24 protein-coding genes, 1 pseudogene and 1 riboswitch are annotated in these 23894 nt (G+C 70.0%); of the genes and pseudogenes, 8 read left to right on the top strand and 17 right to left on the bottom strand.

All coding sequences use genetic code 11. The annotated features are described in order from the left end of the window. The first annotated feature begins 94 nt into the window (after nucleotides 1–94). Nucleotides 95–1405: a PTS transporter subunit EIIC gene (locus ACLLJJ_RS12965; RefSeq protein ID WP_434590143.1), complete on the top strand. Its 1311-nt coding sequence runs from the start codon at nucleotides 95–97 to the stop codon at nucleotides 1403–1405. A 274-nt stretch (nucleotides 1406–1679) separates the two neighbouring features. Further along, nucleotides 1680–2945, top strand: coding sequence for a PTS transporter subunit EIIC (locus ACLLJJ_RS12970; protein WP_434590146.1), 1266 nt, complete (start codon nucleotides 1680–1682; stop codon nucleotides 2943–2945). Nucleotides 2946–3033: 88 nt separating this feature from the next. Here the strand turns inward: ACLLJJ_RS12970 and ACLLJJ_RS12975 are convergent, their stop codons facing one another. Beyond that, nucleotides 3034–3786 carry an MBL fold metallo-hydrolase gene (locus ACLLJJ_RS12975; protein ID WP_434590149.1) on the bottom strand — a complete coding sequence of 251 codons (753 nt, stop codon included), beginning with the start codon at nucleotides 3784–3786 and terminating at the stop codon, nucleotides 3034–3036. 174 nt (nucleotides 3787–3960) lie between these two features. On the opposite strand from ACLLJJ_RS12975, the gene ACLLJJ_RS12980 reads away from it, so the two are divergent. Continuing rightward, a complete protein-coding gene (locus ACLLJJ_RS12980; protein WP_434590152.1) occupies nucleotides 3961–4422 on the top strand; it encodes a type II toxin-antitoxin system PemK/MazF family toxin in 462 nt (153 codons plus the stop codon). A 386-nt stretch (nucleotides 4423–4808) separates the two neighbouring features. Here the strand turns inward: ACLLJJ_RS12980 and ACLLJJ_RS12985 are convergent, their stop codons facing one another. From ACLLJJ_RS12985 to ACLLJJ_RS13015, 7 genes and pseudogenes are all read right to left on the bottom strand, one after another. Next, complete coding sequence (locus ACLLJJ_RS12985; RefSeq protein ID WP_434590155.1) at nucleotides 4809–5759, bottom strand: PLP-dependent cysteine synthase family protein; 951 nt, start codon at nucleotides 5757–5759, stop codon at nucleotides 4809–4811. Continuing rightward, nucleotides 5759–6037, bottom strand: a complete 279-nt coding sequence (locus ACLLJJ_RS12990) for a MoaD/ThiS family protein (RefSeq protein ID WP_434590158.1) — start codon at nucleotides 6035–6037, stop codon at nucleotides 5759–5761. The genes ACLLJJ_RS12985 and ACLLJJ_RS12990 overlap by 1 nt, the downstream gene beginning before the upstream one ends. 113 nt (nucleotides 6038–6150) lie before the next feature. Continuing rightward, a complete protein-coding gene (locus ACLLJJ_RS12995; RefSeq protein ID WP_434590161.1) occupies nucleotides 6151–6279 on the bottom strand; it encodes a putative leader peptide in 129 nt (42 codons plus the stop codon). 44 nt (nucleotides 6280–6323) lie between these two features. Then, entirely contained in the window at nucleotides 6324–7133 is an 810-nt protein-coding gene (locus tag ACLLJJ_RS13000; RefSeq protein WP_434590164.1) for an ABC transporter ATP-binding protein, read from the bottom strand. After that, nucleotides 7130–8170 carry a FecCD family ABC transporter permease gene (locus tag ACLLJJ_RS13005; RefSeq protein ID WP_434590167.1) on the bottom strand — a complete coding sequence of 347 codons (1041 nt, stop codon included), beginning with the start codon at nucleotides 8168–8170 and terminating at the stop codon, nucleotides 7130–7132. Before ACLLJJ_RS13005 ends, ACLLJJ_RS13000 begins: the two co-directional genes overlap by 4 nt. Before the next feature lie 5 nt (nucleotides 8171–8175). After that, nucleotides 8176–9168: an ABC transporter substrate-binding protein gene (locus tag ACLLJJ_RS13010; RefSeq protein WP_434590170.1), complete on the bottom strand. Its 993-nt coding sequence runs from the start codon at nucleotides 9166–9168 to the stop codon at nucleotides 8176–8178. Between the two features lie 53 nt (nucleotides 9169–9221). Next, nucleotides 9222–9314, bottom strand: a riboswitch (adenosylcobalamin (AdoCbl) riboswitch). Between the two features lie 47 nt (nucleotides 9315–9361). Next, nucleotides 9362–9490 (bottom strand): annotated as a pseudogene (locus tag ACLLJJ_RS13015) (diguanylate cyclase); the annotation flags it as partial. A 263-nt stretch (nucleotides 9491–9753) separates the two neighbouring features. On the opposite strand from ACLLJJ_RS13015, the gene ACLLJJ_RS13020 reads away from it, so the two are divergent. Next, complete coding sequence (locus tag ACLLJJ_RS13020; protein WP_434590173.1) at nucleotides 9754–10023, top strand: helix-turn-helix domain-containing protein; 270 nt, start codon at nucleotides 9754–9756, stop codon at nucleotides 10021–10023. Here ACLLJJ_RS13020 and ACLLJJ_RS13025 read toward each other — a convergent pair. The 4 genes from ACLLJJ_RS13025 to clpS all read right to left on the bottom strand — a co-directional run bounded on the left by ACLLJJ_RS13025 (nucleotide 10007) and on the right by clpS (nucleotide 13226). Then, nucleotides 10007–10423: a Mov34/MPN/PAD-1 family protein gene (locus ACLLJJ_RS13025; protein WP_434590176.1), complete on the bottom strand. Its 417-nt coding sequence runs from the start codon at nucleotides 10421–10423 to the stop codon at nucleotides 10007–10009. The two genes, ACLLJJ_RS13020 and ACLLJJ_RS13025, sit on opposite strands and share 17 nt — an antisense overlap. A 91-nt stretch (nucleotides 10424–10514) precedes the next feature. Then, entirely contained in the window at nucleotides 10515–11948 is a 1434-nt protein-coding gene (locus tag ACLLJJ_RS13030; RefSeq protein ID WP_434590179.1) for an amino acid permease, read from the bottom strand. A gap of 370 nt (nucleotides 11949–12318) precedes the next feature. Further along, nucleotides 12319–12912: a DUF2017 domain-containing protein gene (locus ACLLJJ_RS13035; protein ID WP_434600396.1), complete on the bottom strand. Its 594-nt coding sequence runs from the start codon at nucleotides 12910–12912 to the stop codon at nucleotides 12319–12321. Further along, complete coding sequence (gene clpS, locus ACLLJJ_RS13040; protein WP_434590182.1) at nucleotides 12912–13226, bottom strand: ATP-dependent Clp protease adapter ClpS; 315 nt, start codon at nucleotides 13224–13226, stop codon at nucleotides 12912–12914. The genes ACLLJJ_RS13035 and clpS overlap by 1 nt, the downstream gene beginning before the upstream one ends. An 82-nt stretch (nucleotides 13227–13308) precedes the next feature. Between clpS and ACLLJJ_RS13045 the strand changes: the two genes are divergently transcribed. Together ACLLJJ_RS13045 and ACLLJJ_RS13050 are read left to right on the top strand one after the other, a co-directional pair. After that, on the top strand, nucleotides 13309–14637 hold the full coding sequence (locus ACLLJJ_RS13045) for a nicotinate phosphoribosyltransferase (RefSeq protein ID WP_434590185.1): 1329 nt from the start codon (nucleotides 13309–13311) through the stop codon (nucleotides 14635–14637). Between the two features lie 235 nt (nucleotides 14638–14872). Continuing rightward, on the top strand, nucleotides 14873–15466 hold the full coding sequence (locus ACLLJJ_RS13050; RefSeq protein ID WP_434590188.1) for a nicotinamidase: 594 nt from the start codon (nucleotides 14873–14875) through the stop codon (nucleotides 15464–15466). Nucleotides 15467–15568: 102 nt separating this feature from the next. Here ACLLJJ_RS13050 and ACLLJJ_RS13055 read toward each other — a convergent pair whose 3' ends face one another. Further along, complete coding sequence (locus ACLLJJ_RS13055; RefSeq protein WP_434590191.1) at nucleotides 15569–15886, bottom strand: hypothetical protein; 318 nt, start codon at nucleotides 15884–15886, stop codon at nucleotides 15569–15571. Nucleotides 15887–16007: 121 nt separating this feature from the next. Next, nucleotides 16008–18365, bottom strand: coding sequence for an immune inhibitor A domain-containing protein (locus tag ACLLJJ_RS13060; protein ID WP_434600397.1), 2358 nt, complete (start codon nucleotides 18363–18365; stop codon nucleotides 16008–16010). Between the two features lie 487 nt (nucleotides 18366–18852). Between ACLLJJ_RS13060 and ACLLJJ_RS13065 the strand changes: the two genes are divergently transcribed. Then, nucleotides 18853–19173, top strand: a complete 321-nt coding sequence (locus ACLLJJ_RS13065) for a hypothetical protein (RefSeq protein WP_434590194.1) — start codon at nucleotides 18853–18855, stop codon at nucleotides 19171–19173. Here ACLLJJ_RS13065 and ACLLJJ_RS13070 read toward each other — a convergent pair. After that, nucleotides 19162–19872, bottom strand: coding sequence for an RDD family protein (locus ACLLJJ_RS13070; protein WP_434590197.1), 711 nt, complete (start codon nucleotides 19870–19872; stop codon nucleotides 19162–19164). The two genes, ACLLJJ_RS13065 and ACLLJJ_RS13070, sit on opposite strands and share 12 nt — an antisense overlap. 92 nt (nucleotides 19873–19964) lie before the next feature. Further along, nucleotides 19965–21605, bottom strand: a complete 1641-nt coding sequence (locus ACLLJJ_RS13075; protein WP_434590200.1) for an RDD family protein — start codon at nucleotides 21603–21605, stop codon at nucleotides 19965–19967. Nucleotides 21606–22001: 396 nt separating this feature from the next. On the opposite strand from ACLLJJ_RS13075, the gene ACLLJJ_RS13080 reads away from it, so the two are divergent. Continuing rightward, nucleotides 22002–22478, top strand: coding sequence for an SsgA family sporulation/cell division regulator (locus ACLLJJ_RS13080; protein ID WP_434590202.1), 477 nt, complete (start codon nucleotides 22002–22004; stop codon nucleotides 22476–22478). 4 nt (nucleotides 22479–22482) lie between these two features. Here ACLLJJ_RS13080 and ACLLJJ_RS13085 read toward each other — a convergent pair whose 3' ends face one another. Beyond that, nucleotides 22483–23850, bottom strand: a complete 1368-nt coding sequence (locus tag ACLLJJ_RS13085) for an FAD-binding oxidoreductase (protein ID WP_434590205.1) — start codon at nucleotides 23848–23850, stop codon at nucleotides 22483–22485. Nucleotides 23851–23894: the final 44 nt, after the last annotated feature.

Consider the following 23894-nt stretch of genomic DNA (forward strand, 5'->3'; position numbering starts at 1 on the left):
GCCCTGTCTTCCGGCCGAGCTCCGGACCGTATCGCGACTGGTCTACACCAGTTTTCAACGCCCGCCAAACCTGGCTTGTTCCGGGAGGACGCCGATGAGTTCGAACAGCGCGGCCGTGCCACAGAAGAACGCGCCGGGGAAGAAGTGGTGGAACGGTCTCTTCCAGGGCCTGCAGAAGATGGGGCGCAGCCTCCAGCTTCCCATCGCCGTGCTCCCGGCGGCCGGCATCCTCAACCGCCTCGGTCAGCCGGACGTGTTCGGTGACGAGGGCCTGGGCTGGACGAACATCGCGAAGGTCATGGCGGGTGCGGGCAGTGCGCTGCTGGACTCCTCGCTGGGGCTGCCGCTGCTGTTCGCGGTGGGTGTGGCGATCGGTATGGCCAAGAAGTCGGACGGCTCGACCGCGCTCGCGGCGGTGGCCGGTTTCCTCGTCTACTACTCGGTGCTGCACCAGTTCCCGGTGGCCTGCCCGTCGGGTTCGACGACGGTCACGGGCGGCTGCCTGGCCGGGGAGACCTTCACGGCGGCGACGTATCAGAATCCGGGTGTCTTCGGCGGCATCGTCATGGGGCTGATGTCGGCGTGGTTCTGGCAGCGCTATCACCGCGTGAAGCTGGTGGACTGGCTGGGCTTCTTCAACGGCCGCCGACTTGTCCCGATCATCATGGCGTTCGTGGCGATCGCGTTCGCGGCGATCTGCCTGTGGGTGTGGCCGCCGATCGGTGACGGACTCACGAGCTTCAGCAAGTGGCTGGTGGATCTGGGGGCGAGCGGCTCGGGCATCTTCGGTGTCGCAAACCGTGCGCTGCTGGTGATCGGCCTCCACCAGTTCCTGAACGTCTTCGTGTGGTTCCAGTTCGGCGACTTCACGAAGCCCGACGGCACGGTCGTCCACGGTGACATCAACCGGTTCCTGGCGGGCGACCCGACGGCGGGCCAGTTCACCACAGGCTTCTTCCCGATCATGATGTTCGCGCTGCCGGCCGCGGCGCTGGCCATCACGCACTGCGCGAAGCCGCATCGCCGCAAGGCGGTGGGCGGTCTGATGCTGTCGGTCGGTCTGACGTCGTTCGTCACGGGAATCACCGAGCCGATCGAGTACTCGTTCCTCTTCATCGCGCCGCTGCTGTACGCGATCCACGCGCTGCTCACGGGTGTCTCGATGTTCGTGACGTGGGAGCTGGGCGCGAAGGACGGCTTCAGCTTCTCGGCCGGGTTGATCGACTACGTCATCAACTGGGGCCTGGCGACCAAGCCATGGCTGATCATTCCGATCGGTCTCGGCTTCGCGGTGATCTATTACGCGCTCTTCCGCTTCGCGATCACCAAGTTCAACCTGCCGACTCCGGGCCGGGAGCCCGAGGAACTGGAAGAGGAAATCGAACGGGACAACACAAAGGCATAACGGCACGACAGCCGCGCGATCGGCGACAGCGGGCCCTCGCGCCCATGCCGCCCAAAGGCCCCCCGGACCTCACGGTCCGGGGGCCTTTGTCGTACGTGTGCGGATGTGTCCCTGAGCACGGAAATCGAGGGTTCCTCATCTGTCCTTCACCGTGCTAAAACAGGTCTACACCACTGAGTGGTGTAGACCACGTGGCCTTCGGTCACGTACCCCCGAAGACGCCGCCGTCCTTTTTCCGTGTCCCCTGGCGGCGCCTTGCCCCATGGAGGAATTGATGTCCACGGACAGCGCCGCCCCCGCGGCCGTCAAGAAAAAGGGCTCCGGCGCGATGGCCGTCATGCAGCGCATCGGCCGCAGCCTCATGCTGCCGGTCGCCGTGCTGCCTGCCGCCGCGCTCATGCTGCGTCTCGGCCAGGGCGACATGCTCGGCAAGGAATCGTTCCCGACCGTCATCACAAAGATCGCCAGCTACATGGCGGCCGGCGGCGGCGCGATCCTGGACAACATGCCGCTGCTGTTCGCCGTCGGTATCGCGATCGGCTTCGCAAAGAAGTCCGACGGCTCGACGGCTCTCGCGGCCGTCGCCGGTTACCTGGTCTTCCAGAAGGTGCTCGCCACCTTCACCGACGGCAACCTGCCGAAGGTCGCCGCGGTCGCCGACGGCAAGATCGTCATGAATGAGGCCCCGGTGAACGCCGGTGTACTCGGCGGTGTCGTCATGGGCATCGTCGTCGCCCTGCTCTACCAGCGCTTCCACCGCACCAAGCTGCCCGACTGGGCCGGCTTCTTCGGCGGTCGCCGCCTCGTTCCGATCCTCGCGTCCTTCGCGGGTCTGCTCATCGGCATCATCTTCGGTCTCATCTGGCCGATCCTCGGCGCCGGTCTGCACAACTTCGGCGAGATGCTCGTCAACTCCGGCGCCGTCGGCGCGGGCATATTCGGTGTCGCCAACCGTGCGCTGATCCCCGTGGGCATGCACCACCTGCTGAACTCCTTCCCGTGGTTCCAGGCCGGCGAGTACAACGGCAAGCACGGCGACATCGCCCGCTTCCTCGAAGGCGACCCGAGCGCCGGACAGTTCATGACCGGCTTCTTCCCGATCATGATGTTCGCCCTCCCGGCGGCCTGCCTCGCGATCGTCCACTGCGCACGCCCCGAGCGTCGCAAGGTCGTCGGCGGCATGATGTTCTCGCTCGCCCTCACGTCCTTCGTGACCGGTGTGACCGAGCCCATCGAGTTCACCTTCATGTTCATCGCGCCGGTGCTGTACGCGATCCACGCCGTGCTGACCGGTATCTCCATGGCACTGACCTGGGCGCTGGGCATGCGGGACGGCTTCGGCTTCTCCGCAGGTCTGATCGACTACCTCCTCAACCTGGGTATCGCGTCCAACCCGTTGGGCCTAGCGCTGGTCGGACTCTGCTTCGCGGCGATCTACTACGTGGTCTTCCGCTTCGCGATCACCAAGTGGAACCTCCCGACCCCCGGTCGCGAGAGCGACGAGGAGCTCGCCGAGCTCGCCAAGGCCGAGGCCAAGTAACCCTCAGGCCCCAGCTGCCGAAGCCGAAGCCCCCGCGCCCTCCGTTCGGAGGGCGCGGGGGCTTCGGCTTCTCGCGTGACGGCTCGCGTCAGACCTCGTACTCGGCGCCCGCGGTGGCCAGTTCCACCGGGCCGTCGTACACCGCGCGGGCGTCCGCGAGGTTGACCTCGGCGTTCGTCCAGGGCGGGATGTGCGTGAGGACCAGCCGGCCCGCGCCCGCGCGGGTCGCGTGCGCGCCCGCCTCCCTGCCGTTGAGGTGCAGGTCGGCGATGTCCTCCTTGCCGTAGGTGAAGGACGCCTCGCAGAGGAACAGATCGGCGCCCTCGGCGAGTTCGTCCAGGGCCGTGCAGACGCCCGTGTCACCGGAGTACGTGAGGGCCCTGCCGCCGTGCTCGATACGGATGCCGTACGTCTCGACGGGGTGGCAGACCTTCTCCGTACGCACCGAGAAGGGGCCGATGTCGAAGGAGCCGGACTTCAGCGTGTGGAAGTCGAAGACCTCGCTCATCGACTTCTCGCTGGGAGTGTCGGCGTACGCCGTGGTCAGGCGCTGCTCGGTGCCCTCCGGGCCGTACACCGGGATCGACGGCGGTCGACCACCCTCGTGCCGGTAGTAGCGAGCGACGAAATAACCGCACATGTCGATGCAGTGGTCCGCGTGCAGATGGCTGAGGAAGACGGCGTCGATGTCGTAGAGACCGACGTGGCGCTGCAGCTCGCCGAGGGCGCCGTTGCCCAGGTCGAGAAGCAGCCGGAAGCCGTCGGCCTCGACGAGGTAGCTCGAGCAGGCCGATTCCGCGGACGGGAACGACCCTGAGCAGCCGACGACGGTGAGCTTCATGGAGCGTGAACCTCCGTGACAAGAGACGGGGAGGGTTCGTGCGGGTTCGTCGAGCGTAAGGCGCGAAAGACCTGGTCGCTCCTCGATGACCGTCTGTTGTGGGGGAACTCACCTGCGCTGTCACCGGTTCGGGCGGGGCGCGCGATTCGGGCCGCGCGCCGGTACCGTCGGGGTATGAACACGTCCTGGTGGCCGGCGCTGGTCGCCGTCGTGGTGATCGCGCTGGTCGCGGCGCTGGCCGACGGCTGGAAACGCGGGCGTCGTCCGGGCGGGCGCACCCGGCCCCCCGCGCGCCCCCGCGGACCACGCCGGAAGACGGGCGGGCGCAGCCCGCGGCCCGGGGAGATCTGGTGGGCCGACGTGCCCTTCGAGGACGGTCCCGGCTCGAAGGACCGGCCCTGTCTGGTGCTCTCCGTGCGGGGCGGGAACGCGCTCGTCGCGAAGATCACCAGTAAGCACCATGAGGAGCGGCCCGGGGTGATCGCGTTGCCGCGGGGTGCGGTGGGTGATGCGAACGGGCGGCGCAGCTTCCTGGAGACGGATGAGCTGCGGGATGTCGCCGTGCGGGAGTTTCGGCGGCGGGTGGGGGTGGCGGACCCGGCGGTTTGGGAGCGGGTCCGGCATCTGGCCCGCTGAGCGGGGTGCGGGTGTGCGGGGCCGAGCGGGGCACGGGTGCGGGTGCGGGGCCCTAGCTGAACGGGGGGGGGGTACGCGTGCCGGGGCAGGCGGAGCGCTGGCCGCGCTAACGGGCGGGTTGCCTGCGGCGCTTGTCCCCTACCCGCCCCTTCCCGAAACTGGGGCTCCGCCCCAGACCCCGGTCCTCAAACGCCGGACGGCTGAAATGAGCGGGGTGGGAGAACGCGGGGGCCGCCCCACGCCCCGGTCCCGGTCCTCGCACGCCGGACGGGCTGAACTTTTCAGCCCGTCCGGCGTTTGAGGACACGCCCGAGGGGCGTCCAAGGGGCCCGGGGGCCTCCCCCGGTTTGGGGGAGGGCGGGCAGGGGAACAGCCCGCCGCGGGCGTCACGCCCAGAGCTGGCCCTGGAGCGTTTCGATGGCCGCCTCTGTCGTCGGTGCCGTGTAGACGCCCGTCGACAGGTACTTCCAGCCGCCGTCCGCGACCACGAACACGATGTCCGCGCTCTCCCCCGCCTTCACCGCCTTGTTGCCCACGCCGATCGCCGCGTGCAGCGCCGCACCCGTGGAGACGCCCGCGAAGATGCCCTCCTGCTGGAGCAGCTCGCGGGTGCGGGTGACCGCGTCCGCGGAGCCGACCGAGAAGCGGGTGGTCAGGACGGACGCGTCGTAGAGCTCGGGGACGAAGCCCTCGTCGAGGTTGCGGAGGCCGTAGACCAGGTCGTCGTAGCGCGGCTCGGCTGCGACGATCTTGATGCCGGGGACGTTCTCGCGCAGGTAGCGGCCGACGCCCATGAGCGTGCCCGTTGTGCCCAGGCCCGCCACGAAGTGGGTGATCGTGGGGAGGTCGGCCAGGACCTCGGGGCCGGTGGTGGCGTAGTGCGCGCCCGCGTTGTCGGGGTTGCCGTACTGGTAGAGCATCACCCAGTCGGGGTGCTCGGCGGCGAGCTCCTTGGCGACGCGTACCGCCGTGTTGGAGCCGCCCGCCGCCGGGGACGGGATGATCTCCGCACCCCACATGGCGAGCAGCTCGCGCCGCTCCGACGAGGTGTTCTCCGGCATGACACAGACGATGCGGTAGCCCTTGAGCTTGGCCGCCATGGCCAGCGAGATGCCGGTGTTGCCGCTGGTCGGCTCCAGGATGGTGCAGCCGGGTGTCAACCGGCCGTCCTTCTCGGCCTGTTCGACCATGTGGAGCGCGGGCCGGTCCTTGATGGAGCCGGTCGGGTTGCGGTCCTCCAGCTTGGCCCAGATCCGGACGTCGTCCGACGGGGAGAGCCGCGGGAGGCGGACGAGTGGCGTGTTGCCGACCGCGGCGAGGGGTGAGTCGTACCGCATCAGACCATGCCGCCGGCCACGGCCGGGAGGATCGTGATGCTGTCGCCGTCGGCGAGCCTGGTGGAGATGCCGTCGAGGAAGCGGACGTCCTCGTCGTTGAGGTAGACGTTCACGAAGCGGCGCAGCTCGCCGCCGTCGACGATCCGCTCCCGGATGCCGTTGTGCCGGCTCTCCAGGTCGGTGAAGAGGTCGGCGAGTGTGTCCCCGCTGCCTTCGACGGCCTTTGCGCCGTCGGTGTAGGGGCGGAGGATGGTCGGGATGCGGACCTCGATGGCCATGGCGTTGGGCTCCTGTCGGAAGTGGCGAGGACGAGTGGCGTGCGACGCGCGCGGCGGTGTCCCGCGCTGGGACGGGGGTGGTGCGGGTGGGGCGGGGCGCTCCGGGCCGCGGCTCAGGCCGTGCGGCGGGAGGGCAGGCTGCGGCTCGTACACATCGCGCTGGAGAGCCTGCACAGGTCGACGTGCAGGCGCGCGACGAGCAGCGTGCCCGGCGTCTTTTCGCTCACGTCGAGGGGAACCATGCGGTCATCGTATCGATTCCCGGTCCGGGTTTCGGAATGTGATCTCACATGGTGGTCGAATTGTGTTCGACAGGTGGACGAGCGTGGGTCGACGGCAGGTAGACGACCGTCGGGGCGCCGGTCGCGGGATGGATGCTGACCTCGGCGGATACGCCGTAAACGGCGTGCAGGAGGTCGGCGGTGAGCACCTCCTTGGGAGTGCCCGATGCGACGATCCGGCCGGCCGCGAGGACGTAGATGCGGTCGCAGTAGTACGCCGCGAGGTTCAGATCGTGCAGGGCGAGGAGGTTGGTGGTGCCCAATTCCCGGACCAGGCTGAGGATTTCCAGCTGGTAGCGGATGTCGAGGTGGTTGGTCGGCTCGTCGAGGACGACCAGCGACGGCTGCTGGACGAGGGCCCGCGCCATCAGGGCCCGCTGGCGTTCGCCGCCTGACAGGGAGGCGAAGCCCCGTTCGGCGAGGTCGGCGACGCCGACCCGGGTGAGAGCGGACCGTACGAGCTCCGCGTCGGTCCCGGTGTCCGCCTCCCAGAAGCGTTTGTGCGGGGAGCGGCCCATGGCGACGACTTCGCGGACGGTCAGCTCGAAGCCCGCCTGGCCGTCCTGCGGGACCGTCGCGATGCGCCGGGCGCGGGCCTTCGCCCCCATGGCGTGCAGGTCGTCGCCGTCGAGCAGGACCCGGCCGTGGGTGGGCGGCAGGGTCCCGTAGACGCAGCGCAGCAGTGTCGTCTTGCCGCTGCCGTTGGGGCCGACCAGGCCGACGGTCTCGCCGTGCGTGGCTGTCAGGTCCACGTCGTCGACGAGGTGGCGGCCCCCGATTCCGTAACTGAGTCCCTCGGTGCGCAGCTCGGTCATGCGGGGGCTCCTTCGGGGCGGCGGCGCAGCATCCACAGGAAGAACGGGCCGCCGGTCAGGGCTGTCAGTACGCCGACGGGGATGTCCTGGGGCGCCGCGACGGTTCGGGCGGCCAGGTCGGCCACCACCAGGAAGACGGCTCCGGCGAGTGCGGCGACGGGCAGCAGTCTGCGGTGTCCGGCGCCGACGACCATGCGGGCGGCGTGCGGGACCATCAGGCCGACGAAGCCGATCGCGCCGCTGAAGGCGACGAGTACGCCGGTGAGCAGCGAGGCCAGGACGAAGACCGCGGCGCGGAAGCGGCCGGTGTCCAGGCCCAGGACGGTGGCGCCCTCCTCCCCCACCAGGAGCAGGTCGAGCGGGCGGGCGACGGCGAGGAGCAGGGCCGTGCCGACTACGAGGACGATCGAGGGCAGCGCGAGCTGGTCCCAGCGGGCGCTGCCGAGGCCGCCGAGGGTCCAGTAGAGGATTTCCTTGAGGTGGTCGGCGCGGGCCGAGGTGACCATGAGGAGGCTGGTCAGCGCGGACAGGATGTAGGAGACGGCGACTCCGGCGAGGATGAGCCGGCCGGTCGTGAGGGTGCCGCCGGTGCGGGCCAGCGCGTACACGACGACGAGTGAGGCGAGTGCGCCGGCGAAGGCCGCCAGCGGGATGGTGACGGTGGTGGCGACGCCCGCGCCGATGCCGAGGACGATGACGGCGACGGCGCCCACGGAGGCCCCGGAGGAGACGCCGAGGAGGAACGGGTCGGCGAGCTGGTTGCGAACGAGGGCCTGCAGGACGGTGCCGATGACGGCGAGCCCGGCGCCGACGACCACGCCGAGCAGGACGCGCGGCAGCCGCACGTCGAGGACGATCGTGCGGTAGGGGCCGGGGTCGGCGCCACCGGTGAGGATCTCCAGGACCCGGTCGGCGGGGATCCGTACCGAGCCCAGGGCGAGGCCCGCGACCGTTGCCAGGGCGAGGGCCGCGGCGAGGACGGTGAGCACGAGGCCGTAGCGGAGCCGCCCGCGCGCGGCGGGGGTCTCGCAGGGCACGGGCGCTACTTCTTCGGGTCCGGGTGCAGCTGTTGGGCCAGTTTCTCGATGGCGGCGGGGGCGCGGACGCCGAGGACCATGTCGGAGAGGGGCACCACGGCGAAGCGCTTGTTCTTGATGGCGGGGACATCGGCGAGCGCCGGGTCCGCCAGGAGCCGCTTCTTCTTCTGGGCGACGGTGGTGGCGCCGTAGTCGTAGATGACGATGGCCTCGGGCTTGCGGTCGACGACGTTCTCCCAGGAGGCGTCGCCGAACGCCTTGTTGAGGTCGTCGAAGACGTTGGCGCCGCCGGCCCTGCTGATGATCTCGTTGCCGATGCCCTTGCCGCCCGCGGTGAAGGCGGTCTTGTCGCCGCTGTCGTAGACGAAGACGGGGACCGGGTCGAGGCCCTTGAGCTTCTTGGCGGTGGCGGCGTCGGTGGCCTTTGCCTCGGTGATCCAGCGTTCGGCGCGGTCGCCGACGCCGAAGGTGCGGCCGGTCTGCCGGACCTCGGTGTAGAGGTCGTCGAGGGTGATCCTGCCCTTGGCGCAGTTCTCCAGGTTGAGGCGCGACTCGATGCCGGACTTCTTGAGCGCCTCGCGGCTGCGGCCGTCGCCGGCCGTGAACGCGGACGCGTAGCCGCCGTAGACGAAGTCGGGGTCGGCGGCGAGGAGCTTCTCGTACGAGGGGTACTCCTTGGCCACCACCGGGGTGGCCTCGTACGCCTGCTCGTACTTGGGGAGCACCTTGTCGTCGAGATACGCGGTCCCGGCGAGTGACTTGGCGAGGCCGAGCTCCAGCATCACCTCGGTGACGTGCTGGTTCATGGTGACGGCGCGCTTCGGGGGCGCCTGGAAGGTGGTCTTCACACCGCAGTTGGTGACGGTGTACGGGAATCCCGCGCCCGCGTCGGCCGCGGGTTTCTTCTCCGGGGTGGAGCTGCACGCGGTGAGCGGGAGCATAACCACGGCGGCGGCTATGAGCGCGGCGAGGTCGCGGGTACGCGGGGGCCAGGACATGGCGGTGTGCCTCCTCCGGGGGATTTCCTCGTCCCCTGGTCGGTGGTGCGGAAGGCGGCAGCTCAGTTCCTGGCTTCCAGGCGTTTTGGCCTGGTCACAGTGGCGGGACCGTGCCGGATTCGCACCGGCTTCCTGGGTCTGCCGCCCGGGTCGGGCACAGTGTCTCACCCGGCCGGGCCCCGGCTTCCGCGGCGGGGCGCGGGTGGAGAGCGGTGATCTCGGCCCGGTGTTCGGGGCTGATGTCCTCGTAGCCGATGCCGAGTACGTCGTACTCCACCCCCGCGGTGACCAGGGCGACTTCCGGCTCCATGTACTGCGGGACGGGCCGGTCTTTACCTTGGCGGGCGTCACGGCCGGCATCGGTGTGTGCCTGGCCCTGGTGGGGCAGGACCTGGGCGCGGCGGAGGCCAGGCGGGTCGCGCGCGACCTGGTGGTGTTCCTGCAGCGGCCCGGCGGCCAGTCGCAGTTCCCGCCGCCTCCCGCACCCCGCCGACCCGCCACCCTCGGCTGCGTCCCCTGCTGGACGCCGTCGTCGCCGACCCGGCGGCGGACCACGGGCTGCGGGCGATGGCCCGGAGCGCCGGGGTGAGCACCCGGCAGCTGTCGCGGCTGTTCCGGGAGCAGACCGGCGCCTCCCCGGCCGGCTTCGTGGAGGCCGTACGGCTGGAGGCGGCCCGGATCCTCCTTGAGGCCGGCGCGAGCGTCACGGGGGCGGCGGCCCGCAGCGGCCTGGGCAGCGACGAGAGCCTGCGCAGGGCCTTCGCCCGGCACTTCGGGGTGACCCCGTCGGCGTACGCCGCGCGCTTCCGCAGCACGGGCCCGGGGGCCGGTTCCCTGCTCAGCTCCCGATCATGACGTCTTCCTCCGTGATCACGCCGTCCACGATCCGGAACGAGCGGAATTGGAAGGGGCCTTCGCCGTCGGCGTCGGCGGTGGACACCAGGACGTAGTGGGCGCCGGGCTCGTTGGCGTACGAGATGTCCGTACGGGACGGGTAGGCCTCGGTCGCGGTGTGCGAGTGGTAGATGATCACGGGTTCCTCGTCCCGGTCGTCCATCTCGCGGTAGAGCTTCAGCAGGTCCCCCGAGTCGAACTCGTAGAACGTGGGAGAGCGTGCGGCGTTCAGCATCGGGACGAAGCGCTCGGGCCGGCCGGTGCCCTCGGGGCCCGCGACCACGCCGCAGGCCTCGTCGGGGTGGTCGGCGCGGGCGTGCGCGACGATCTGGTCGTGCAGGGCCTGGGAAAGGGTCAGCATGGACCCCAGGATAAGCAAAGAGTCCCGCCCGTACCGAGGAGTGGTACGGGCGGGACCATATGCCGGACAGGGGAAGCCGCGGGGGCCCCGGTCAGCCCTTGCGGGCGAAGTTCTCCGGGTTGCGCTTCTTCATCACGAGGTACGAGACGCCGAGCAGCAGCGCCCAGACCGGCGCGCAGTAGAGCGAGATCCGCGCGTCCTTGTCGATGGCCATCATCGTGATGACCAGGCCGATGAACCCGAGGGCGAACCAGCTGGTGTACGGCGCTCCGGGGGCCCTGAAGGTGGACTGCGGCAGCTCGCCGCGGTCGGCCTTGGCCCGGTAGCGGAGCTGGGCGCACAGGATCATGATCCAGGCCCACATGCCGGAGATGGTCGCGAAGGAGACGACGTAGTTGAACGCCTCGCCGGGCCACTGGTAGTTGATCCAGACACCGACGAGCATCAGCGCGGCCGAGAAGGTGGTGCCGACCAGCGGCAGACCGTTCTTCGTCAGCTTCCTGAAGGCCTTCGGGCCCTGGCCGTTGAGCGCCAGGTCACGCAGCATGCGGCCGGTGGAGTACATGCCGGAGTTGCAGGACGACAGGGCCGCGGTCAGCACCACGAAGTTCACGACCGCAGCGCCGACGCCGAGGCCCATCTCCTCGAAGGCCTTGACGAACGGGGAGACGCCCGGCTGGAAGGTGCTCCACGGGACGACCGACAGGATCATGATCAGCGCGCCGACGTAGAAGACGGCGATGCGCCACGGCACGGTGTTGATGGCCTTGGGCAGGACGGTCTTGGGGTCCTTGGACTCGCCCGCGGTGACGCCGACGAGCTCGACGGCGAGGAAGGCGAACATGACGATCTGCAGGGTCATCAGCGTGCCGGTGATGCCTTCGGGGAAGAACCCGCCGTCGTTCCACAGGTTCGCCACGGTCGCGGTGTCACCGGCGTCGGAGAAGCCGATCGTGAGGACACCGGCGCAGATCAGGATCATGCCGATGATCGCGGTGACCTTGACCATCGAGAACCAGAACTCCAGCTCGCCGAAGAGCTTCACGGAGATCAGGTTCGCGGCGTACAGGATGACGGTGAAGACCAGCGCGGAGAGCCACTGCGGGATGTCCCACCAGTACGTCATGTAGGTGGCGGCGGCGGTGACCTCGGTGATGCCGGTGACGACCCAGAAGAGCCAGTACGTCCAGCCGGTCACGAAGCCGAAGAACGGGCCGAGGAACTCGCGTGCGTACTCCGAGAAGGAGCCGGCGACGGGGCGGTACATGAGCAGCTCGCCGAGCGCCCGCATGATGAAGAAGATCACCAGGCCGGCGATGGCGTACGCCAGGATCAGGCTGGGCCCGGCCCTGTCGATGGCCTTGCCCGCGCCGAGGAAGAGGCCGGTGCCGATGGCGCCGCCGATCGCGATCATCTGGATCTGGCGGGCCCCCAGCGCTCGCTGGTAGCCCTCGCCCGACGCGCCGGACGCGTCCGCGGCCTCATTGCCGTCGTCGTGTGGCTTGTCGACCTGCACTGAGGTCATGGTGTTGCGCCTTTCTCCATGCGATCCGCGCCTGTTTCAGGCAGCGGATCAGATCCTGATCCCCCCGGATGTGGATGGAGTGCGGTCGGCGGTCAGCCGGCCACAGCACCCCCGTGAACATGGGTGGCGTCCCCGGCGGTCGTGAAGATCTATCACGGCGAGAAGGGTGATCGGCGGGCGCACTTGTGGCGCACGCCACCTTCAAATGGGTACAAATACCCCTAGGGACATCAAAGGATCCGGGTACGTTCACTCGATCGTTATCCGGATTTGAGTGTCCGTTGAGCGAACACCTTGATCGACACGGCCGCCGACCCGGGGCACGTCCGGAGGCGGCCGGGCGACCGCCGCGCGACACGCCTGCCGCGCCCTACGGCATGAGCGTCTCGACGAGGCTCTCCTGGAGCGCGCCGAGCCAGAGGTAGGCCATCACCATCGGCTTGCGCGGGTCGTCGTCGGACAGCCGGTAGAGCTCGCCGCTCTCGTCCTCGTCGGTGACCTCGAGCCGGGTCCCGATGGTCAGCCGCAGGTCGTTGAGCGTGCCCAGCCAGTGCCGGGCGTCGTCGGCCGTCAGCACCAGCACGGCCCCGCCGTCGCCCTTGGCGCCGAGCGAGTCCAGGGTGCGTACGACGGCCAGCGCGTCCTCGCGCTTGCGGCCGCGCAGGTCGTTCTCGGTGAAGCGGCGGAACTCGGCGGAGGCCTCCCGCAGTTCCTTGTCCTCCGGATCCGTACCCGGCCCGGTGTACGCCTCGGGGAACAGCCGCGCCAGGGCCGCGTCGGACGGCGGCTCGCTCGGGCCCTCGGCGAAGAGGGCGGCCAGTGGGTCCTCGCCCTCGACCGGCTCCTCGCCGGGGCCGACCAGTTCGAGCAGCTGCACGGCCAGGCTGCGCAGGATGGAGACCTCGACCTCGTCGAGGGCGACGGCCGAGCCGCCGCGCTTCTTCTTCTCGAAGAGCCCGGCCATCAGTTGCGGTCCTGCGTCAGCGTCGCCCACAGCCCGTATCCGTGCATCGCCTGCACGTCGCGTTCCATCTCCTCGCGGCTGCCGCTGGAGACGACGGCGCGGCCCTTCTGGTGGACGTCGAGCATCAGCTTGTGCGCCTTGTCCTTGGAGTAGCCGAAGTACGTCTGGAAGACGTAGGACACATAGCTCATGAGATTGACCGGGTCGTTGTGGACCAGCGTCACCCACGGGGTGTCGGGCTCGGGTACGGCAAAGGTCTCTTCGGCCGACTCGGTCTGTTCGATCTCTGCGGGAGCAACACTCACTTGTCCCATGCTGCCACTGGGACGGGCCCATCGCACAAACGGCCCCCTTTGATCTCGTCACTCTGACGAGATCAGGGGTAGCATCCCTGCCATGAACACTGCGGACCTCGGGCTGCCGGTGGATGTGCCGTCGACAGCCCTCTTCACCGACCAGTACGAGTTCACGATGCTGCAGGCCGCGCTCAAGGCCGGCACCGCCGACCGGCATTCGGTCTTCGAGGTCTTCACCCGGCGGCTGCCCGAGGGGCGGCGCTACGGAGTGGTGGCGGGTACCGGCCGGGTACTGGACGCCGTGGAGAACTTCCGCTTCGACGCGGACGTACTGGGCTTCCTGCGCGAGCACGACATCGTCGACGAGCCGACCCTGCGCTGGCTCTCCACGTACCGCTTCACCGGTGACATCTGGGGCTACCCGGAGGGCGAGGTCTACTTCCCCGGCTCGCCGATCCTGCGGGTCGAGGGCAGCTTCGCGGAGTGCGTGCTCCTGGAGACGGTGATCCTGTCGATCCTCAACCATGATTCGGCCATCGCCGCCGCGGCCTCCCGGATGGCCGCCGCGGCGGGCGGGCGCCCGCTCATCGAGATGGGCGCCCGGCGGACGCACGAGCTGGCCGCCGTCGCGTCCTCGCGCGCCGCGTACGTCGGCGGGTTCACGTCGACCTCGGACCTGGCGGCCGGTTTCCGCTACGGCATCCCCACCGTCGGAACCAGCGCGCACGCCTTCACCCTGCTGCACGACAGCGAGCGCGACGCGTTCGAGGCGCAGGTCGCCTCGCTGGGCAGCGGCACGACGCTGCTGGTCGACACCTACGACGTCACCCGGGCGGTCCGGACCGCCGTCGAGGTCGCCGGGACCGGCCTCGGCGCCGTCCGCATCGACTCCGGCGACCTGCTGCTCGTCGCGCACCGGGTGCGCCAACAGCTGGACGAGCTGGGCGCCACCGGGACGAGGATCGTGGTGACGAGCGACCTGGACGAGTACGCCATCGCCTCACTGGCGGCGGCGCCGGTCGACGCGTACGGCGTGGGCACCCAGCTGGTGACCGGCAGCGGGCACCCGACCTGCTCGATGGTCTACAAGCTGGTCGCCAGGGCCCGCAGCGCGGACCCGAAGGCGCCGCTGCAGCCGGTGGCGAAGAAGGCGATGGGCGGCAAGACCTCGATCGGTGGCCGCAAGTGGGCGGCGCGCCGGGCGGACGAGCACGGCGTCGCGGAGGCGGAGGTCATCGGGACCGGCGCGGTGCCGCCCGAGCTGGCCGACCGGCAGTTGCTCGTGCAGCTCGTCAAGGGCGGCGACGTGGTGGCGCGCGAGCCGCTGGACGCGGTGCGCGAGCGGCACATCGCGGCGCGCGGCGCGCTGCCGATGTCGGCGATGCAGCTCTCCAGGGGCGAGCCGGTGCTGCCCACCGAATACGTGTAGGCGCAGGCGTAGACGCGATCGTACGTATGCATGAAAGCGGGGTGAGCGGGCATGTGCCCCCCGGAACCATTGCGGCCTTTATCAGCCAAATGCCCCCTCCCGCAAGGCCGTTGGATTCCCTACGCTCGAATCACACCGCCCGCGCCTGTCAGACACCGCCCCCGCCGGGGGGTCCGCTCCTTCTCCGACGGAGACCGACCGGCCCCCCTCTCGTCCCCACCGAAGGGCACCCGCCATGCACCGCGCCTTGATCGTCGTCGACGTTCAGAACGACTTCTGCGAGGGCGGGAGCCTCGCGGTGCCGGGGGGCTCCGACGTCGCCGCCGCCATCACGGAGCTGATCGGCGCGGCGCCGGCCGGCTACCGCCATGTCGTCGCCACCCGTGACCACCACATCGACCCGGGGGGTCACTTCGCCACGCCCCCGGCGCTCCCCGACTACGTGCACTCGTGGCCGGTGCACTGCGTCGCCGGCACGGAGGGCGTGGGCTTCCATCCGAACTTCGCGCCGGCCGTCGCGTCGGGCGCGATCGGCGCGGTCTTCGACAAGGGCGCGTACTCGGCGGCGTACAGCGGCTTCGAGGGCTCCGACGAGAACGACGTGCTGCTGGGCGACTGGCTGCGCGGCCGCGGGGTCACCGAGGTGGACGTGGTCGGCATCGCGACCGACCACTGCGTGCGGGCCACCGCCCTGGACGCGGTACGCGCGGGCTTCTCCACCCACGTCCTGCTCGACCTGACGGCCGGCGTCTCCGAGGCCAGCACCGAGCGGGCCCTGGAGGAGCTCCGCGAGGCCGGTGTGGAGCTGTCGGGCAAGCCGGTGGTGTGAGGGAGGCCGGGCCGGCGGCGGGAGGCCGCCACCGGCCCCGTGGGAGCACTCTCGGCGCGGCGCACGGATGAGCCGCTCGGGCGGCGGCCGGCGGACGGGCCTTCAGGCGGACCGCACGGAGGACCTGAGCAGCGCCCGTATCGGGTGCCAGAGCTCCTCGACCTCCTCCGGGGCCGTGCGCCACAGCAGGCCGTCGGGGTGGTGCAGGACGGCCGTGATCTCGTCCAGGGTGGGTGGCGCCGTGTTGCCGCGCAGGTAGACAGCGCGCAGCCCGAGGTTCCGCAGCCTGGTCAGGGCGCGGGCCCGGTTCACCGAGTGCACCAGGATGCGGACCTTGTGGTCGTCGGCCGCGGGGCTGGGCAGCGTGAGGGCGACCACCACGCTGCCTCCCGGGAGCCTGACGAAACCTCCACCGGACATGCCGATCACTCCCCCGTAAGACGCCGTGTCAATAAGAGCTGCCAAGAGGCATCTAAACGCGAACGGCCGCCGCCCGCTAGAGGGCGACGGCCGATCATGCTCCGACCTGCGGTGATGCGGATTACTTGGTGGAGGGGCCGACCTTCACGGTCATGGTCTGGCCGCTCTTGGGCTCGCTGACGATCGAGATCTTGGTGTTGGTGTCAGGAACCTTCACCCCACCGGTCGGGTTCGCCTTGTCCCAGTACGTCCCCTTGCGGTCGTCGAAGACCGAGACGCCCTTCTGCGACTTCAGCCACAGCGGAACATCCGCGTTGTGCAGCGTGAACGCGTCCGTCCGGTACCGGCTGAACGTCGAGTCGAAGGTCTGGACCTTGTTGCGCAGCAGCGTGCCGTCCGCCCACTTCAGGGCCTTGGCGTGCGCGTCCACGGGCAGGATCAGGCCCTGGCCGTGGTGCTGGCTGGTGTTGTTGTCCTTCTGCGAGGTGTCCCAGAACCAGACCATCAGGCCGTTCTGGTACGGGTAGTGCTCGACCCAGCTCGGCCGGGTCTTCGAGAAGCCGAAGTTGTACGGGCCGTTCTTCAGGGTCTTGTCGTACGACACGTACTGGCGGTTCTCGGCCAGGTAGTACTGCTCGTAGTCCTTGGTGAAGGACTCACCGATGCGCGTGAAGCCCTTGGCGGTCCAGCCGTTGTCGTCGCCCTCGGCGCCGTCCGTGAACAGCGGCTTGCCGTCGGCGGTCACGGTGATCGCGTCGGCCGCGAAGCCCTTGCCGCCGGCGCCGCCGTCGGTCTGGTAGCGGAAGCGGACGTCGACCTTCTTGCCGGCGTACGCGTCGAGCGGGAAGGCCAGCTTCTTGTACGCGCCACCCGGGCCCGTGAGACCGGGCTTGTCGGCGGCGTCGCGCTCCAGCGCCTTGCCGTCGGCCGTGCCGTCGAGCGCGCTCCAGGTCTTGCCCGCGTCGGTGGACGCCTCGGCGTACAGCCAGTCGTAGTTGGCCTCGATGTCCCACCAGCCCTGCAGGTCCAGGGACGCCTTCGCCTTGCCCGTCAGGTCGACGGACCGGGTGAGGGTGTTCTTGAGGTCGTCACCCATACCGCTCCACCACTGCTTGGAGCCCTCGGAGGGCTTCACGACAGTCGTGGTGACGGCCTTCTTCGGCAGCTCGACGACGAGCGCCTGCGGGTTCTTGGTGTTGTACGCGGCGACACCCAGCTTGTGCGTCGACTTCTTCGCGGCCTTGGCCTTGTCGTAGTCGAGCCAGCCCAGCTGGAGCTTGTCCCAGGCGGTCATGTCGCCCGGCAGGTCGCCGATTTCGTTCTTCGCGGTGCCGAGCCAGGAGCCGGCCGACATCAGGGACCAGAAGCCGACGCCGTTCTCGCCGCCGCCCGAGGTGTCGTACAGGTCGGGCAGGCCGAGGTCGTGGCCGTACTCGTGGGCGAAGACGCCGAGGCCGCCGTTCTCCGGCTGCATCGTGTAGTCGCCGACCCAGATGCCGGTGTCGCCGATCTGGGCGCCGCCCGCCTGGTTGCCCGCGGGGCCGGTCTTGCCCTGGTCGGTGCCGTACGCGTACCAGCGGTGCGCCCACAGGGCGTTCTCACCCTGGGCGCCGCCGCCGGCCGACTCGTCCTCGCCGGCGTGCACCATCTGGAAGTGGTCGATGTAGCCGTCGGGCTCGTTGAAGTTGCCGTCGGCGTCGAAGTCGTAGCGGTCCCACAGGTCGTACTTGGCGAGCTGGGCCTTGATCTGCGCCGGGGTCTTGCCCTTGGCCTTCTGATCGGCGGTCCAGGCGGTCACACCGTCGCGGACGGTGTCCCAGACGTTGGAGCAGTTGGTGTCGCCGCAGTAGTTCGAGCCGTAACGGGCCTCGTTGTAGTCGACCTTGACCCAGTCGGAGACCTCTCCGTCGACCGAGTAACGGCCCGACGAGGTCTTCTCGTAGTAGGTCTTGAGCGACTCCTGGCCCTTGGCCTTGCCGAAGTACAGGTCCTTGAAGTGCTTCTGGTTGTAGTCCTTCTGCCAGGCCGTGGAGTTGTCCTCCTTACGGTCCGGCTCGGCTATCGCGTTGTGCGCGGGGCCCGGGTCGCCGCCGTACTTCTTGACGGGCGGCTTGGGGCCGTCGCCGTCCGGGTCGTGCATCGTGGTGTTGTCGACCTTGTCGCCGAACTCCACCAGGATCGTGAAGATCTTGTCGGTCTTCTCCCGACCCAGCTCGACGTACTTGCGGTCGTCGAGCTTCACGACCTTGGAGCCGCCGCGCTGCTGCACGGTGGCGTCGCCCGATATCACCTTTTCGAGCGCCGCCTGACGCGCGGCGTCCTGCTGCTTGCTGAACGGGCCTTCGAGATTATGCTCGACGTGGCCCTTGGCGGGCGCCGGGTCACGGCGCTCGGCCTCCGCCGATCCCGCTGCGGCCGACGTGTTGTCGTCGGCCTGCGCGGTCGCGAACGCGGATGCGGTCGCGGCGGCTGTTGCCATGGCTACAACCATGGCGGCGGCTCTGATCCGCCCTCTGTTGATGGTCACTTGACGATGTCCTCCCCTGCGGCCGCACCAGCACGGACCGAAGGTGAGGGGTTCCGGGCGCGACACGCGTCTCAAGTGACGACATTTGACCGGAGTCTCAGAAGAAAAGACAGATCTTGACTTAAACGAACCAAGTGCACTATGTAGATGCTCAGTTCCGCTATCCGAACACTCGATGGATGCGGATGGCACCGAAAATGGGTCCGGAACGGGCCTCGACCGGCAGGAACCAGTGCCGTCGGCGGGCGCGTCGATCTCACCTGTTGGAATGCGAAATGACTCCGTGCGCCCCCCATGCCTCGGCACCGTGGGTTAGGTCACGCTTACTACCTGTTCCACGCGGGCACTCACCGTCGTAGGGTCGCCTGCAGTGCGACCGCGTTGAGAGACACCCCCCGATCGCTGCCCCCCGATCGCTGCTCCGAGGACGGATATCGCCATGCCGCGTCCCACTGCCGCACAGTTCGCCTACGGTTCAGCCACGGTCGTCTTCTCGACCCTCGCCATGCTGCTGCTCTCCCAGACGGCGACCGGCATCGGAATCGCCGTCATCACCTTCGCCGCGCTGGCGCTCGGCCTGCTCGTCGCCCTGACCGTGCCCATGCCGAAGACGGCGCGCACGGCCCGGCGCACGAGTGATGCGACTCGTGCGCCGGACCGTGCGGCCGCCGTGGCTCTCCCCGAGGCCGAGAGTTACGAGTCCCGGGTGCCTGCCCCGCGCACCCGCTCGGCCGTCGGCGAGCACTCGCTACGTGGCTGACACCACCACGGTCTTGGCCGCCTTGTCGTGCAGGCCCTGCTTGTAGGGCTTGTCGACCAGGATCATCACCAGGTTGATCAGCCACCAGATGCAGAAGCAGCAGATCAGCGCCGGCACCCACAGCACAACGGCCCTCATCAGTGAGGCGCTGGTCTCCGGGACGGTGCCGCTGTTGAGCATCGCGACGCGCAGTCCCATCAGGCGCTTGCCGACGGTCTGCCCGTTCTTCCTGGACGTCATGTACGTGTCGTAACCGACGTACACGACCATCGTGATCAGCTGCCAGAGCAGCGACTTGCCGCCGCCGGCCTGGTCGGAGATGTCGTCCCAGTCGCTGCTGTAGCCGTCGAACATGCCGATGAGCCAGCCGATCAGGCTCATCGGGATGCCGACGATCAGCGCGTCGACGATGCGGGCCACGACGCGCTTGCCGGTGGGGGCGAGCGGCGGCATCCCCGCGAGCGGATCGGCCGCGCCACCGCTGTAGGGCGGCGGCGGAGCGTTGCCGCCGTACGGGGAGTTCCCTTGCGGGGGGTCACCGTACGGAGAGCCACCGGTCGGGGCGCCGCCGTACGGGGAGCCGCTCGGCGGTGGGGGCGGAGGGGGCGGAGGAGGCGGTGTCGGGTCGTCCTGCGGCTTTTTGAGGAACGGATCGTCCTCCGGCGGCTGGCCGCCGGGCGGCGGCTGGTCGGTGCTCATACCCGCAGTCGACCGCGCCCGCCCGCGGTCCGCATCCGGCCGGGTGCCGTTCGGGGGACGCGGCGCCCCCTATGGGCGTCTCGGCGCTCGTCTCAGCTGTTTCCGGCCACGAAGGTGCGGGCCGCCTTGTCGTGCCAGCACTGCCGCCACGGACGGTCGAACAGGCACCACGCGACGTTGACGATCCCGATGAGCAGCACCCCCAGCACGCCGTAGAGCAGCCAGCGGCGCAGTGCGGCGCCGAAGGCCGGGGGCTCGTGCTCCTCGATGTCCCGGACGTGCAGCCGGAAGAGCTTCTTGCCGAGCGTCCGCCCCCACTTCGAGGTCGGGAACGCCTCGTAGACCACGCCGAAGAGGAGGAAGGCGCCCAGCACGATGCCGAGACAGCCGGCGGTGGTGCCGTCGATCAGCCAGACGGTGACGGTCTCGCCTGACAGCTTCGCCGCTTCGACCTTGTCGTCGATGTGCGTGAGCGCCTTCGATACGAGCGGTACGCCGACCGCGCCGACGGCGGCGCCCAGGACGAGCGTGTCGACCAGCCGCGCGGCCAGTCGCCTGCCGAGCCCCGCGGGCCTGACGGCTGCCTGGGCCTGCGCCGCTCGCAGGAAGGGATCACTGACCGGCGGCTTCCACGGCACGACGGGCTGCTGCGGGTCCTGCTGCGACTGCTGCTGGTGCGCCGGGGCCCCGCCGTGCTCCGACTGGGCGAGCCGGTGCACCTGCTGCGCCCAGGAGGCGGCGCCACCGCCGGACGCGGAGCTGACGGGGGCCGCGGGGGCGGGCGGGGACTGCGGCTGGTCCTGCTGCGGCTGAGGCTGGGGCTGGGGCTGGGGTTGTTGCGGCTGGGGCTGGGGTTGTTGCGGCTGCGCCTGCGGCTGGGGTTGTTGCGGCTGCGCCTGCGGCTGGGGTTGTTGCGGCTGCGCCTGGGCGGGGACCTGGGGGTTGCGGGCGCCGGGAGTCATGGTCCGGATCGCCATCGTGCCGTCGCCCCTGGCCGTACGGGAGGACTCCGCGGCGGCGGCAGCCCCCGTGGCACCGGCGCGCAGCGCGCGGATGGCCATGGTGCTGTCGGCGGGGACGGCCGGACCGCTGTCCGCGCGCCCCTGGCCCTGAGTCTGCCCCGGCCCCTGGGCCTGCGCCTGCCCAGGAGTCTGGCCGGGGGAACGGACACCCGGCAGCGCGCCCCGGCTGGGGTCGGCGGTGGGGCCGGCCGGGCTCCCGGCGCCCGGGGTGGCCTGCGCGGCGCCGGCGCCCGCCGGACGCGGGTCGTGGGCGGCCGGGGCGCCCTCGCCGCTCCGCGGGGTCCGGCCCGAACCGCCGTCGCTGTCGCCGGCCGTGCGCGGATCCGGCGTCGGGGATCCCCACGAGACCCGCCGGTCGCGCTCACCACCGAAGCCCGTCTGGCGCGAGGTGTCGGCGTGCCAGGCGGAGGCGGGTTCCGGGGCGCTGCCGTGCAGATGGGCGCCCTCGGGCTCCTCGTCGAAGAAGACCGGCCCGGTCTCCTCGACGGTCGGGTGCCGAACGGCGGCCGGGGCGGGCGCGGCGGCTCCGCCGCCGGGCCCGGTGGGCATCGCGTCGCCGGTCGCCGGTGCGGGGCGGCTGGTGCCGGGTACCCAGGCCGCGCCGTTCCAGTACCGGACATATCCGGGGATGGAAGGATCCGGGTAATACCCTTCCCGGGCTACGTCCGTACCGTCGCCAGGAGAGGCCACCATGTCCCCAACTCCGTTCATGACCAACACATTTGACCTGCCCGCGACATCCAGCGTCGACGCTCTCGGAAGCTGGGTCCGGCTACAGGCTGTACGGCGTACGCCCCCGGCGACCGGGCGCGCGTCTCCGCCTGTCCAAGGAGGACATTAACGAAGAACGCGGGACCCCGAAGAGGGAGACCAGGAGAAAGACCGGGTTCGGGCGACGGAGTACAGCTTTCGAAACGGAGCGCAAGGCTTTGGGCGGAGTCGACTCGTCAGCACGTACGAGAAAGCGAACATACGCCCGCCCGGCCGGCCCGGCGGATGTCTGAGCGCGAAAAGTAATGCGCGAAAGTCGCGTAATGAAAGGCGGGCAGGCCCGTCTCCCCAGTACGGCCCGCACCAGGGCCTCGTGCAGGAGAGGAAGGGCACCCCATGAACACCGTGGTGGAACGCGAGCTGGAACTCAATCTGGTGCTGTCGCCCGAGCGCAGCATCCCCGTACCGGCCCGGCTGACCTACCGCACCGGCGATCCGTACGCCGTGCACGTCACCTTCCACATCAAGTCCGAATCCCCCGTCTACTGGACCTTCGCCCGTGAGCTGCTCGTCGAGGGGAACTTCAGGCCCTGCGGGCACGGCGACGTGCGGATCTGGCCGACCAAGGTCGACTCACGCAGCGTGATCTGCATGGCGCTCAGCTCCCCCGACGGCGACGCCCTCCTCGAAGCGCCCGCGGTGGCCGTGTCCGCCTGGCTGGAGCGCACGCTGCGGATGGTTCCGCCCGGCACCGAGTCCGAGCGGCTGGGCATCGACGAGGGGCTCGCCGAGCTGCTCACCCCGACCCCCGCCGACGACCTGTGGCTGCGGGACCCCTGGCCGTCGGACGAGTCCCAGGACGGGGAGGGGTGAGGGATCAGAAGAGCTTGCCCGGGTTGAGGAGGCCCAGCGGGTCGAAGGCCGCCTTGACGGAGCGTTGCAGGTCGAGCCCGACCGGGCCCAGCTCGCGGGCCAGCCAGTCCTTCTTGAGTACGCCGACTCCGTGTTCGCCGGTGATCGTGCCGCCCAGCTCCAGGCCGAGCGCCATGATCTCGTCGAACGACTCGCGGGCGCGCCGCGACTCGTCGGCGTCGGCGTGGTCGAAGCAGACGACGGGGTGGGTGTTGCCGTCGCCCGCGTGGGCGCACACGCCGATGGTCAGGTCGTACTTCTCGGCGATGGCCGCGGTCCCCGCGATCATCGCGCCGAGCTTGGAGCGCGGCACACAGACGTCGTCGATCATCGTCGCGCTCTTGACCGCTTCGAGTGCCGTGAGCGACATCCGCCGTGCCTGGAGCAGCAGTTCGGACTCGGCGGCGCTCTCGGCGGGCACGACCTCGGTGGCGCCCGCCGCGAGGCAGAGCTTGGCGACGGCGGCCAGGTCCACGGTCGGGTCCGGGGTGTCGAAGGCGGCGAGCAGGAGTGCCTCGGTGGATTCCGGTAGGCCCATGTTGGCCATCTTGTTGACGGCGCGCAGGGTCGTACGGTCCATGAGTTCAAGCAGGGAAGGGGCGTGGCCGCGCGCCATGATCTCGCAGACCGCCGCGCAGGCGGCGGCAGCGGAGGGGAACTCGGCGGCGAGCGCGAGCTGCCTCGGCGGGGCGGGCTTGAGCGCCAGGATCGCCTTGACGACGATGCCCAGGCTGCCCTCCGAGCCGACGAACAGGCGGGTCAGGTCGTAGCCCGCGACGCCCTTGGCGGTGCGGCGCCCGGTGCTCAGGAGACGGCCGTCGGCCAGGACGACGTCCAGGCCCAGGACGTACTCGGCGGTGACGCCGTACTTGACGCAGCACAGGCCGCCCGACGCGGTGCCGATGTTCCCGCCGATGGTGCAGGTCTCCCAGCTGGACGGGTCCGGCGGGTAGTACAGCCCCTGCTCGGCGACCGCCCGGGAGACGACGGCGTTGATGACACCCGGTTCCACCACCGCGATCCGGTCCACCGCGCTGATCTCCAGAATGCGGTCCATCCGGACCAGCGACAGGACGATGCACCCCTCGGTGGCGTTGGCGGCGCCGGACAGGCCGGTGCGGGCACCCTGCGGGACCACTGGGACGCGCAGGGCCGTGGCCGTGCGCATGACGTGCTGGACCTGCCCGACGGTGCGGGGCAGGACGACCACGGCCGGGATGCCCGCGTCGCAGAAGCTCGCCATGTCGTGGGCGTACGAAGCCGTGATGTCCGGGTCGGTGATCAGGGCCTCGGCCGGCAGGCCCGCGCGCAGCTGTTCGAGAAGATCGTCCATGGTCCCAGCCTGGCACTCGGGGCCATCGGTGTGAACCCGTCCGC

The organism is Streptomyces sp. A5-4 (assembly GCF_051131715.1).
Classification (GTDB): Bacteria; Actinomycetota; Actinomycetes; order Streptomycetales; family Streptomycetaceae; genus Streptomyces.